At 40.2% G+C, this 13,125-nt stretch carries 9 protein-coding genes; 5 read left to right on the top strand and 4 right to left on the bottom strand.

Annotated features, from left to right (window positions below):
• Positions 1 to 18: 18 nt before the first annotated feature.
• Entirely contained in the window at positions 19 to 3,105 is a 3,087-nt protein-coding gene (locus H5058_RS11155) for a ligand-binding sensor domain-containing diguanylate cyclase (RefSeq protein WP_182678262.1), read from the top strand.
• Between the two features lie 70 nt (positions 3,106 to 3,175).
• Here the strand turns inward: H5058_RS11155 and dxs are convergent, their stop codons facing one another.
• The 3 genes from dxs to H5058_RS11140 form a co-directional block, all read right to left on the bottom strand.
• On the bottom strand, positions 3,176 to 5,038 hold the full coding sequence (gene dxs / locus H5058_RS11150) for a 1-deoxy-D-xylulose-5-phosphate synthase (RefSeq protein WP_179807526.1): 1,863 nt from the start codon (positions 5,036 to 5,038) through the stop codon (positions 3,176 to 3,178).
• A gap of 112 nt (positions 5,039 to 5,150) precedes the next feature.
• Positions 5,151 to 6,038, bottom strand: coding sequence for a (2E,6E)-farnesyl diphosphate synthase (gene ispA / locus H5058_RS11145; protein WP_011329015.1), 888 nt, complete (start codon positions 6,036 to 6,038; stop codon positions 5,151 to 5,153).
• A gap of 2 nt (positions 6,039 to 6,040) precedes the next feature.
• Positions 6,041 to 6,283: an exodeoxyribonuclease VII small subunit gene (locus H5058_RS11140; protein ID WP_011329014.1), complete on the bottom strand. Its 243-nt coding sequence runs from the start codon at positions 6,281 to 6,283 to the stop codon at positions 6,041 to 6,043.
• A 268-nt stretch (positions 6,284 to 6,551) separates the two neighbouring features.
• Between H5058_RS11140 and pomA the strand changes: the two genes are divergently transcribed.
• From pomA to H5058_RS11125, 3 genes are all read left to right on the top strand, one after another.
• Entirely contained in the window at positions 6,552 to 7,319 is a 768-nt protein-coding gene (pomA, locus tag H5058_RS11135; RefSeq protein WP_041454537.1) for a flagellar motor protein PomA, read from the top strand.
• A gap of 2 nt (positions 7,320 to 7,321) precedes the next feature.
• Complete coding sequence (locus H5058_RS11130; RefSeq protein ID WP_011329012.1) at positions 7,322 to 8,242, top strand: flagellar motor protein MotB; 921 nt, start codon at positions 7,322 to 7,324, stop codon at positions 8,240 to 8,242.
• 202 nt (positions 8,243 to 8,444) lie between these two features.
• Positions 8,445 to 10,385, top strand: coding sequence for a DNA topoisomerase III (locus H5058_RS11125; RefSeq protein ID WP_182678260.1), 1,941 nt, complete (start codon positions 8,445 to 8,447; stop codon positions 10,383 to 10,385).
• Between the two features lie 25 nt (positions 10,386 to 10,410).
• Here the strand turns inward: H5058_RS11125 and H5058_RS11120 are convergent, their stop codons facing one another.
• Positions 10,411 to 11,721 carry a M20 family metallopeptidase gene (locus H5058_RS11120; RefSeq protein ID WP_182678258.1) on the bottom strand — a complete coding sequence of 437 codons (1,311 nt, stop codon included), beginning with the start codon at positions 11,719 to 11,721 and terminating at the stop codon, positions 10,411 to 10,413.
• 113 nt (positions 11,722 to 11,834) lie between these two features.
• On the opposite strand from H5058_RS11120, the gene H5058_RS11115 reads away from it, so the two are divergent.
• Positions 11,835 to 12,692 (top strand): tetratricopeptide repeat protein, encoded by an 858-nt coding sequence (locus tag H5058_RS11115; protein WP_041454532.1) that lies wholly within the window; start codon positions 11,835 to 11,837, stop codon positions 12,690 to 12,692.
• The last annotated feature ends 433 nt before the right edge of the window (positions 12,693 to 13,125 follow it).

Genomic DNA, 13,125 nt, shown 5'->3' with positions numbered 1-13,125 from the left:
TAGCTAGGTGGCAGCAATATGATGCGATTTTTACTAGTTTTTGTACTACTAACCTGTGCTATGCCAAGTTGGGCCTCAATTACTGATTACGTAGTTAAACAATGGAATATTAAAGATGGACTCCCCTCGCAATCACTCAAAAGTGTTGTGCAAGACCAGCAAGGTTATATGTGGCTGGGAACTCAATTTGGTTTAAGTCGTTTTGACGGCAATACTTTTACCAACTACAACACGCAAAATAGTCTTTTTTTACCAAGTAATGGTATTAATAAATTACTAATAGATGGCCAAGGCTTTTTGTGGATCGGCACCAAAAATGGGTTAGTAGTTATTGACCCTGCAACACTTAGTGCACAAGAGTTTAATATTAAAGGCCCGGTTAGAGATATTTTAGAGGACTCTAAAGGCGGTATTTGGATAGCCGCTAATGGCCTGTATTATGTTGATCGTAGTTTGGTTGATTTACGCGATCAAACTAATGAGCCATCACCCATAGTTAATCCCACTGTTATTACTCAAATAGTTGGCTCTGTGAGCAAAATGGCGCTCGCACCTGAAGGTATTTGGTTAGTAAACGACAGACATTTACTGCGCCTGACAAAAAGCGCTGCCGACTTTTCTAAATTACGCTTAGAGCTTACTGCCAAAGTGTCATTACCCGACAGCTTAGCGCAAACCATAGTGCACGATCTCTCTTTTTTAAATGGTAATTTATATTTAGCCTCTGAGTTGGGTGCTTATTTTTTAGATTTAGATGACGAACTACGTTCTTTCCCACTGCCTAATGTGAATAACTCTGCAGTTTATAAATTTATGAGCGATACCAATGGTGGCTTATGGGTATCTACTTATGGGCGTTTATTATTTCGTGGCAAGTCAGGTGATTGGCAATGGGTTGAGCCAAGTCAGTTAGATCAAAGTATTTGGTTTGCTGACATGTTTCGCGATGATCAAAATAATGTTTGGCTAGCCAGTTTTAGTGAAGGTTTATGGCTGGCACACGAAGGTCGCATTGAGCGTCACTCGGCAATTTCTAAAATGACTGAAACGGTAATGGCGATTAGTAAATCACCCGATGACAAACTGTGGATAGCTAACAGAAGCGGAGTTGGTTACTTTGATACCAATAAAAACTTTATTAATATAATAAACAGTAGCAAGTATGGGCATGCCTCGGTGCATGATTTACAGTTTGATGGCGATCGGCTTTATATTGCTACTGGGCGGGGGTTATTCTTTTATGAAGACGACACACTTTACAGCTTTCCTGGGCGCGCATTAAACGACAATCCAGTATTTGCGATTAGCTCGGCTACCCGAGGCGGATTTTGGATTGGTACCGGCCGAGGATTGTATAGACTCAATTATAGTGGTTTAAGACCCTTTGCTTATAATGCATTTTTAGGCAGTAAGTTTATTACTTTTGTATTAGATGCCCCAAATTTTGGCATTATTGGTACTAGTAAAGGTGCGTATTACTTTACAGACCGAGGAATAGAAAAAATAGGTGACCAAACTACCTTAGAAAGTGCTTATGTAACCAGTATTTTGCATATAGATGGAGTTGGGATATTAGTTGGTTCGTTAAACGATGGCTTGTTCTATCGTAGTGGACAAGGACAATGGCAGCAGTTAGATGCGGCAAATGGCTTACCTTATGGTTCTATTTTTAGCTTAAAGTACGATGAAAAATTAAAAAGAATATGGGTAAGCACCATGAAAGGTGTTTATCGGATGCCGGTAGATCAATTTAAAACGCAGATCCAAAGCTTAAAAGTTGAAGAAGTTATTTCCTCGTTCGACCGCCAACTCGATGGTAAAGCCAGCCAATGTTGTAATGGCTTAGGGCATGACGCGGTTGTTGATATGAACAATTCTATTTGGTATCCCAGTTTACAAGGTGTAGTTGAAATACCTAAAAGCGTTGAGTTGTTTGGCTTGCGTGGTTTAAAACCTAAAATAGAAACATTAACTACACCATTACGTAGTTTAACCACTGCTGCATTAGGTAATAAACCGCGATTAAAAATAGACGAGCGCGATGTTACTTTAAAATACACAGCCATAGATTATTACGCGCCAAATAGTATTGAGTTTAGGTATAAATTAAATGGTTTAGATACTGACTGGCGATACGCGAATACTCGCCGCGAAGCTATTTATACTAACCTCCCAGCCGGTTCTTTTTTGTTTCAGTTAGAAACAAAACGCCAAGGCGAGGATTGGAACATAGCCCAATCTGTTGATTACGCTTTTGTAGTACCTGAGCGTTTTGACGAAACAATTTACTTTAGATTACTGATCACCAGTGGTTTTGTTTTATTGTTTTATTTAGTGTTTTGGGTATTTAGAGCGCAAGAGCGCCGTAAACAAGAAGTGTTAGAAGGGTTGATCACTGATCGTACCTTAGAGCTTCGCCAAGCAAACGATAAGCTTAATAAAGTTAACTCACAGCTTAAGCTAGTGAGCCATTCAGATGAGCTTACAGGGTTACGTAGTCGCCGCTTTTTGTTCGACCAACTACCTAAAGATATTGAACATTTTCAGCGTAACTCACAATCACTGCAAGCGCAGGGCAAGTCGCTAGTATTATTAATTATGAACTTAGACAACTTTAGCCGTATTAACGATGCGTATGGGCCAATTGCCGGAGATAGTTGTTTGCAGCAAATGGCGGTATTACTTAATTCGCGTACTCAGGGCTCAGATTATGTGGCACGTTGGAGCGGCGATGAGTTTTTACTTTTATTACGTGACTTTAAATGTAACTTAATTGACAGCTATGTGTCGGATCTTTGCCAAGGAATTTCCGAACATGCATTTCAATTGCCAAACGGTAAAAGCACTCATATTTCAGCCTCAATTGGTTGGTCGTTCTATCCGCTACCACTATTAGGTGGCCAAGTTATTAGCTGGGAAACCTCGATTAATTTAGCTGATATTGCACTGCATCAAGTTAAAAAACGCGGTGGCGATGGGGTCGCTAACATTACCTTTGATGAGCAGTTAGATGCGTTTGAGTTTGAGCAAAACCCTAATGTTGAACAGCAAATAGGCTTGCTACAAGCCAATGGTTTAGCTGATATTAAAGTATGGATGCGATAAGTAACTAATATTTAGATATTAAAAAAGGAGCCTAGGCTCCTTTTTTAATATGCTTTAAATGAGTAGGAGGTTAATTAATAAACGCTTTGATAGCAGTTAATATTCCTTGCTCGCCTAAGCCCATTTCGTCGTGCATTTCGTCTTGTGTACCGTGCTTAATAAATTCATCAGGGATACCCAAGTTAAGAATGCTAACCTGTGCTTTTTGCGTTGCTAAATACTCATTAACCGCAGAGCCAGCACCGCCAGAAATTGCATTGTCTTCAAGCGTTACTATTACATTGTGGCTGTTTATTAACTCATCGAGTAACGCAGTATCAAGCGGTTTAATAAAGCGCATATTAACTAAAGTCGCATTGAGTTCATCAGCTGCTAGTTGCGCGTTTTCAAGTAATGTACCAAATGACAATATAGCCACTTTAGCACCTTGCTTAACAACATCGGCTTTACCAATTTCAAGTAATTGCATATTAGTTGCAATTTCTGCCGTACCAGCACTACCACGCGGATAACGCACAGCAACAGGGCAATTTGCTTGATAACCAGTATATAACATGTGGCGACACTCATTTGTATCGCTTGGCGCCATAATGACCATATTTGGAATGCAGCGCATAAAGCTTAAATCGTACGCACCTTGATGTGTTTCGCCGTCTGCGCCAACAATACCAGCACGGTCAATAGCGAATAGCACAGGTAAGTTTTGCAGCGCTACATCGTGAATTAGCTGATCGTACGCACGTTGTAAAAAGCTTGAGTAAATTGCGACAACGGGTTTTAAGCCTTCACAAGCAAAACCAGCAGCGAGGGTTACAGCGTGCTGCTCGGCAATCGCAACATCAAAATACTGATCAGGATGCTCTTTTGAAAAACGCACCATGCCAGAGCCTTCGCGCATAGCCGGTGTTATCGCCATAAGCTTGCTGTCTTGCTTTGCTATGTCGCATAACCAGTCGCCAAATACATTAGAAAATGTAGCCGCACCGGGTTTTGATTTAGGTAAACTTGATGTATTAGGATCAAACTTAGGTACGCCGTGATAGCCAATAGGGTCGGCTTCAGCGGGTTTATACCCTTTGCCTTTTTGGGTTTTTATATGCAGTAATTGCGGGCCTTTTAAGTTACGCATATTACGCAGCGTATCTACTAACATGTTTACATCATGGCCATCAATTGGGCCAATATAATTTAGGCCTAATTCTTCAAAGAAGGTACCAGGGATCATCATCCCTTTAATATGCTCTTCCATTTTACTGGCAAGTTGCTTAACTGGTGGCACACCCGAGAGTAGTTTTTTACTACCTTCGCGAATGTTAGTATAAAAGCTACCCGATAAAATACGGGCAAAGTGATTTGTTAACGCGCCAACGTTTTCAGAAATCGACATTTCGTTGTCATTTAAAATGATCAACATATCTGATTTTACATCACCTAAGTGGTTCATGGCTTCAAAAGCCATGCCTGCTGTAATAGCACCATCACCTATAACGGCAACCGTTTTGCGTCCTTTACCTTCTTTTTGCGCAGCAATAGACATGCCCAACGCAGCTGAAATAGAGGTACTAGAATGGCCCACACTAAACGTATCGTATTGGCTTTCTTCGCGAAATGGGAAAGGGTGCAAGCCATCTTTTTTACGAATGGTGTGCATTAAATCGCGACGCCCGGTGAGTATTTTGTGTGGGTAAGCTTGGTGGCCTACATCCCATACAAGGCGATCATCTGGGGTGTTATACACATAATGTAGTGCCACAGTGAGCTCTACGGTACCTAAACCAGACGCTAAATGCCCGCTACTTTGCGATACCGAGTTGAGTAAGTAGTCACGCAACTCATGGCTAAATGCAGGAAGCTTATCTTGTGCTAAGTCTCGCAAGTGGGCTGGTTCGTTAACCAAATTAAGTAATGGATACTTGCTGCTATCAAGTGTCATGGTTTTATATATGTCCTTCGCTAACATCAACTAACTGTGCAAACGCGTTGTTTGAGTTATTTGATGTTCAGTAATAATTTTAGTGCTAAGTTGCAATACGTTTAAGCCGTGTTTAGTGGTCACGTTCAATTAAATAGTTAGCTAGTGACGCTAAAGCACTGGTATCGGCGTCTATATTTGCTAACGCTGCATGGGCTTGTTGTATTAAGTTTTGCGCTTTTTCTTTAGCGCCTAGCATACCTAATAAAGCGGGATATGTCGCTTTATTCGCAGCGATATCTGACCCTTGAGGCTTACCTAAAGTAACGGTATCGCCTTCTACGTCTAAAATATCGTCATGTACTTGAAATGCAAGCCCTATGGCATAGCCAAAAGTGGCTAAATTTTCTAACGTGTTTTGACTAACATTGTTCGAGCACAAAGCCCCCAGTGTAATTGCACAGCTTATTAGCGCACCGGTTTTTAACTTATGAATACGCTCAAGTTCAGCCACGGTTATTACTTTATCAGTAGCTGCAATATCAAGCCCTTGGCCTGCCACCATACCTTGTAACCCAGAGGCATGTGCCAGTTCAGCAATCATTTTAACTTGAGCTTGAGCACTACAGTTAAAATTATGCTTGGCTATTAACTCAAATGCTAAAGCTTGCAGTGCATCACCGGCTAAAATTGCGTGTGCTTCGCCGTACACGATATGACAGGTTGGGCGTCCGCGACGTAATTCATCATCATCCATAGCTGGTAAGTCATCGTGAACTAACGAGTAGCTATGAATACATTCTATAGCTGCAGCAAGTACGTCTAAATCTTGTTTATCTGCGCCGAGCATTTTACCCGTTGCGTAAACCAAAAAAGGACGCAATCTTTTGCCGCCATTCATTAAACTATAATGGGTGGCGGCTTTTATGGTCTCGTCAGTATTAAGCGATTGGTCAAAATAAAGGTTAAGAGTATTGGCTACATCAGTTTGAGCATGTGTAATAAGTTCTTTAATAGTCACGGCTATTCCATATCATTATCAAAGTCGGTTAATACAGACTTCTCATCTTTGCCCATTAAAATAGCCACCTTTTGCTCAGCTTGTTGCAACTTACTAGACGATGCGCCTGCTAAAGCAATGCCACGCTCAAACTGTTTTAATGACTGCTCAAGCGATAAATCACCTTGTTCCATTTCACTAACGATTGTTGTTAATTCTTCTAGTGCTTGCTCGAAACTTAAGTTTTCAGGTTTTTTAGTCGCCATCTTTATTTCAACTTACATAATAAATTTAGAAGTCAATTTTAGGGGGAATGCTAAACTAGGTCAAAGGATGAAATGGTTTTTTCGTTAATAAACGCTTTATGTTTTAAAAAATTGATAATTAGATAGATTACACAAGTTGATCTAGAATAGTGCTTAATCCAGCTTTTTATGTTTATCTATAAAAAATGGCTTAAGCAATTCAGTATCTTGCCGATAAACAATTAATAACAAACGTTTGCATATAAAAGCAAAAACCTTTGGAGGGAATGTGGATTTAGCAACCATTATTGGGATCCTTGGCGCAATTGGCTTAATTGTCATGTCCATGTTTATGAGTAGTAGCGGTGAAATGGCTATGTTTTACAACACGCCCTCTGTTGTAATCGTATTTGGCGGTTCATTATTTATCGTTTTATCAAACTTTACTATGTCACAGTTTTTTGGCATAGGTAAGGTGGTTACCAAAGCGTTTATGTTTAAGCTTGAGTCGCCAGAAGAGTTAATCGAAAAAGCAGTTGAACTTGCAGATTCAGCACGTAAAGGCGGGTTTTTAGCACTTGAAGAGGCAGAAATACCGAATCCATTTATGCGCAAAGGCGTTGACATGCTAGTAGATGGCCACGACGCAGACGTAGTGCGGGCCACACTGCAAAAAGATATTTCATTAACTACAGCACGGCATGAGTCGGGTGCTACTTTATTTAAATCTTTGGGTGATATAGCCCCAGCAATGGGAATGATAGGCACTTTAATAGGCTTAGTTGCGATGTTATCTAATATGGATGATCCTAAAGCAATTGGTCCGGCTATGGCGGTGGCATTGTTAACCACATTATACGGCGCATTTTTAGCTAACGTAGTCGCTATTCCTATTCAAACAAAATTGGAGCTGCGTAAAGACGAAGAGGCAATGAATCAACGTTTAATTTTAGATGCGGTTTTAGGTATTCAAGATGGTCAAAATCCAAAAGTAATAGAAGGTATTTTGAAAAACTATCTTGCTGAATCAAAACGTAAAGTAAACACTGAGGATTAACTATGTCTGATCAAGAGTGCAAGTGCCCACCCCCAGGTTTACCTGCGTGGATGGGGACATTCGCAGATTTAATGTCGCTATTAATGTGCTTTTTTGTGCTCTTGCTTGCGTTTTCTGAAATGGATGTACTTAAATTTAAACAAATTGCCGGTTCGATGAAATTTGCATTTGGTGTACAAAATAAAATAGAAGTTAAAGATATTCCCAAAGGCACATCAGTTATTGCTATGGAGTTTACTCCGGGCAAGCCAGAGCCTACCCCAATTGAAACAATTCAACAGCAAACGGTAGAAATGACCCAGCAAATGTTAGAGTTTCAGGCAGGTGATGAAAGTTCAGCAGGCGGAAGGCAAGAGCAGCGGGGCGATAAACGTGGTGGCGAGTCGCGTAGTACTTCCAAAGAGCAAGCATCGGAGCAAGCAATTTCAGCGGCCGATCAACAGCAAACAAACGACTTAGTTAAAAAAATTGCCCAGCAATTAGAAAAACAAATAATTGATGGTGCCATAGAGCTTGAATCATTAGGGCAGCAAATAATTATTCGTATTCGCGAAAATGGCTCTTTCCCTTCGGGTAGTGCATTTTTACAACCTAAGTTTAAACCCATTATTCAAGAAATTGGCGTGCTATTAAAAGATGTGCCTGGAGAAATTACTGTGTCGGGGCATACCGACGATTTTCAGGTTTCAAACGAGTTATATATTAATAACTGGGATCTTTCATCTAAGCGTGCAGTTGCAGTAGCTAGTGAGCTGCAAAAAGTAGTTGGATTTGATAAAAATAGAATGATGGTAGTAGGGCGTGCTGAAACCCGGCCGTTAGTGCCAAATGACAGCAATGAAGATCGCCGTCGTAATCGTCGCGTTGAAATATCTATTTTACAAGGAAAAGCCAAAGAGTCTGATCCTATCGATGTAAGGTAGCAGTCATTTTATTAAAAACACACTTGGTTTAAGCAAACTAAGTGTAATTGATTTCAGGTGACTTTTAGTTAAAATTAACTAAAAGTCACCACCTCAGCCAAATACCTCAGAGTTGTTAAATAATACGGTTTAATAAAAACATCCCACGCTGTGAATTGATATGCTAAACTACTGTGTATATAAACAGTAAAAGAGCTTGCTTATGAAACTCTATATTGCCGAAAAGCCGTCATTAGGGCGTGCTATTGCCGACGCGTTACCAAAACCGCACAAAAAGCACGATGGCTACATTGAAGTTGCAAATGGTGATTGCGTATCTTGGTGTATTGGTCATTTGCTCGAGCAAGCCGAGCCCGATGACTATGATGAGCGCTTTAAAAAGTGGCAGTTTGAGCACCTACCTATCATTCCTGAGCAGTGGCAATTAAAAGCAAAAACTAAAACTCGCAAGCAACTTACTGTGTTAAAAAAGCTAATCAAACAGGCTACAGCACTAGTGCATGCAGGTGATCCCGACAGAGAAGGGCAATTACTTGTCGATCAAGTTATTGAAGAAGCCAAAATAAGTAAAACTAAAAAGCAGCATATTCAACGCTTATTAATTAGTGATTTAAACTTAGCTGCAGTAAAAAAAGCATTAACGACTATGCGATCTAACCGTGAGTTTATTCCGTTGAGCGTTTCAGCCTTAGCGCGCTCTCGTGCTGATTGGTTGTTTGGTATGAATTTAACCCGCGCTTATACTTTAGCAGGGCAAAAAGCTGGGTTTGGTAACGTACTTTCTGTGGGACGAGTACAAACACCCATACTTGGCTTGGTGGTTAATAGAGATAATGACATAGCAAATTTCGTATCGAAGCCATTTTATGAAGTATTAGCCCACTTAGTCACCCCCGAAAAACAATCATTTAGTGCAAAATGGATACCCAGTAAGGCATGTGAGCCTTATCAAGACGAAGAAGGGCGAGTATTAAATAAAGCATTGGCTGAAAACGTAGCCTCGCGTATCACACAGCAAAATGCTGAGCTAACGGCGCTTGAACAAAAGCAAAAAAAACAAACTGCGCCACTGCCTTATAACTTATCTGCTTTGCAGATAGACGCGGCAAAAGCATTTGCTATGCCAGCGCAAAAGGTGCTGGATATATGCCAAATTCTTTATGAGCGTCATAAGTTAATTACCTACCCGCGTTCAGACAACCACTACTTACCTAATGATCATCACCAAGATGCGTCTGCTATTTTAAAAGCTATAAGCACTAATGGCGGGCAAGGTGTTGAGTTAGTAAAAGCAGCTGATAGTAAAAAACGTAGTAAATGTTTTAACGATTCAAAAGTGGCTGCGCATCACGCCATTGTCCCTACGGCAAAACAGTTAAAGTCGACAAGTTTAGGTAGCGATGAGACAAAGGTTTATCAATTAATATGTCGTCATTATTTAATACAGTTTTATCCCGACTATATTTACAACGAAACTAAAGCAGAGATAACTATTGCTGGCGGGTTATTTAAAGCAAATGCAAAGCAAGATGTAAGCTTGGGTTTTAAGGTGCTAATGGGTAAGTCTGAATTGAAAGATGAAGCCACGCTACCGCTTTTAACAAAAGACATGTTACTTTTTTGCTCGCAAGGGGAGGTTGTTGAAAAATATACCTCTCCGCCAGCGCACTTTAGTGATGCGACTTTACTTGCAGCCATGACAGGCATAAGCCGCTATGTACAAGATCCACAGATAAAAAAAGTACTTAAAGACACCGATGGCTTAGGCACAGAGGCAACGCGAGCGGGGATCATTGAATTATTATTTAAACGCCGTTTTTTAAAACGTGAAGGCAAATTAATTAAAACAACCGAAACCGGGAGTGCACTTATTAGCGTGCTGCCGCAAGGTTTAGTTCGCCCCGATTTAACCGCTAAATGGGAATCGAGCTTAGGTGATATTGCACAGCAAGTAATGAGCTATCAGCAATTTTTACAGCCTTTACTTGCCGACTTAAATAGTTTTGTACAACAAGCTGCAAATTGCGATAGCAATGTATTTGCAAAGCTGCCTAAAACTTCAGCTAAAAAGCGTTTTGTTAAACGTGGCCAAAAAACGCCTTATAAAAAGTCGAGTTATAAAAAAAGCTCTGTTACAGGTTAACTACAGAGCTATTATTTAAATAAAACTATTGATTAAACAAAGTTACCGCTGCGTTACTCATGGCTTTAATGCCAGTTGGTAGTGCGACTTTATAGTCAGGGGCAAACTTACTTGAATGCAGTGAAGGTAATGTTTCGCCCGCTTTTATTGCACTTGCATATTTTGCTTGGTTAACGCCACCGAGCCAAAATAGTGTGATAGGAATATTTTCGTCAGTGCGGCCATATAGGCCAAAGTCTTCACCTGCCATTACAGGGAGGGTTTCAAGCACATTTTCATCACCAATAGCGCTGGCAATACTTTGACGCACAAGGTTGGTTTGTGCCGGGTTATTATATGTAGATGGAATTGACTCATCTTCATGTACTTGCACCTTAGGGTAGAGCGCTTCCTCAAGGCCTGCGCTTTGTGCAATACCGGCGGTAATGCGTTTAATTGCTGCAATTTGTGCATTTCTAATATCAGGGTTATAGCTGCGTAATGTAAGTTGTAACTTTACTTCATCAGAAATTACATTATGTTTTGAGCCACCATGAATAGATCCAACAGTAATAACTGATGGCTCTAATGGTGAAAGCTCACGACTCGTAATAGTTTGCAGTGCAAGCACAGTGCGCGCAGCAATAATAACCGGATCAATAGTGGTATGCGGATAAGCTCCATGTCCGCCTTTACCCTTTATAGTTATATCAACAGAATCGACGCTGGCCATAGTATATTCATTTTTTATCGCAACTTTACCGGCAGGCACACTTGCACTTACATGTAGCGCAATTATGTGATCAGGTTTTGCATATTTACTAAATAAGCCTTCTTTTAGCATGGCTTTAGCGCCACCGCCTACTTCTTCTGCGGGTTGTGCCACCATCATTAGCGTGCCTTGCCATGCATTTTTGTGAGCTATTAGTTGTTCAGCAGTACCAATGAATGAGCTCATATGTATATCGTGACCGCAGCCGTGCATAACACCTACTTTTGCACCGTGCTCGTCTATTACTGTTACTTTAGAAGCATACGCCTTACCTGTTTGTTCTGTAATAGGTAAGGCGTCGGTATCGGTACGTATCATTACTGTGGGGCCATCACCATTTTTGTAAATGCCTACAACGCCAAAACCACCTACATTGCTTGTAACTTCAAAACCAAGCTTGTTTAACTGCGCTGCTATTTTTTTTGCGGTTTGTTGCTCGTGATACGAAAGCTCGGGTGATTGATGCAGATCGAGGTAAAAGCTTTCGATGGCTGGCATGCTGCTATGTAAATTTAAGTCTAATGATTTAGCCGCCAATAGAGGGCTAGCTAATAATAGCGCTGTGCCTAAGTAAGTTAACTTCATGATTTTCCCTTATTGAGATAAATGTATATCCAAGTGATTTAGATATATGACTTGTAATAATTATGTTCAGCACCATATAAAAACCTAAATAAATGAATATGGCAATCAATTCAATGAGCAACATAGTTAGTATCAACGCGCAAAATTTTCAGCAAGTACTCGGCGAAACATCACAACAAAAGTTGGTACTGCTAAACTTCTACTCAGCGCAAAGTCCTGAATGTATTAACCAGGCAGCAATATTAGATAAATTAGCCGCTGAATATAACGACTATATAGTAGTAGCAAATTTAGATTGCGATGCCGAGCAAGCTCTGGCTTCGCAATTAGCACAGCAAGTTGGTTTACAAACACTACCAACACTGGTGTTGTTAAAAGACTCAGCGCCCGTTGATGTATTATCGGGTGCCCAAGCTGAAGCGAAAATTCGTGAAGCATTAGCTAAACATTTACCCGCTCAACAAGACTTACTATTAGAGCAAGCAAAGCAAGCATTATTAAAGTCAGATTTAAATGCCGCGTTTAATTATGCAAAGCAAGCTTATGAAATTGACAACAGCAACGCGCGTATTAAATTAGTACTTGCAGATATATGTATTCAAATTCATAAAGTAGATGAAGCGCAAGCACTAATTAATACAATAGATGTACAAGAGCAAGATGCTTACTTTAATAATATAAAAGCAAAATGCGAAGCTGCGCTTGAAGCAAAAGATTCACCAGAGATTAAAGAAAAGCAACAACAAGTAGAAAAGTACCCAAATGACTTAGAATTAAAAGAAGAGCTAAGTATTTTACTCAATGAAGCCGGCAGAAAAGAAGAAGCATTAGATGTACTATTTACAGTGCTGCAAAAAGATCTGAATTTTAACGAAGCAAAACCAAGTTTTTTAGCTATTATTGCCTCTTTACCCGACGGTGATGCACTTGCAGCAAAGTATCGTCGCAAGTTATATAGTATTTTGTACTAAAACTTAATAACTATTACTTTTAAAAGCACCTTACCTAGGTGCTTTTTACATTTTTAAGTTTATAGCAATATAACAGTAAGCTTGTTTAAGGAATAAAAAGCGCAGTTATCCACAGGGATTTGTGGGTAACCTGTGAGCCTGGCTTGTGTATCTTTGGGGTAAAAATTAAATGCAAAAAAGGCGATAAAAACGCTTGCGTAAAATCTGCGGCTCCCTATAATGCGACCCCACTGAGACGGGAAACGTCAACGCCTAGCGAGACGCGAACTACTCAGAGAGTTAAATAAAACTTCGGTTTTAAATTGTCGAAAGAAAGTTTAAAACAAAGTGTTGACTCGAAAAATAAAGGATGTATTATACGCATCCCTTGAGACGCTAAAGCGACTCAAAACGTTCTTTAACAATATAAAGCAATCATCTGTGTGGGCACTCG

Origin of the sequence: Pseudoalteromonas sp. SR45-4 (assembly GCF_014163535.1) — a bacterium.
GTDB classification, from domain to species: Bacteria; Pseudomonadota; Gammaproteobacteria; order Enterobacterales; family Alteromonadaceae; genus Pseudoalteromonas; species Pseudoalteromonas nigrifaciens.
Note: the sequence above shows the minus strand (reverse complement) of the source record. Positions and strands in the feature narration are given on the sequence as shown.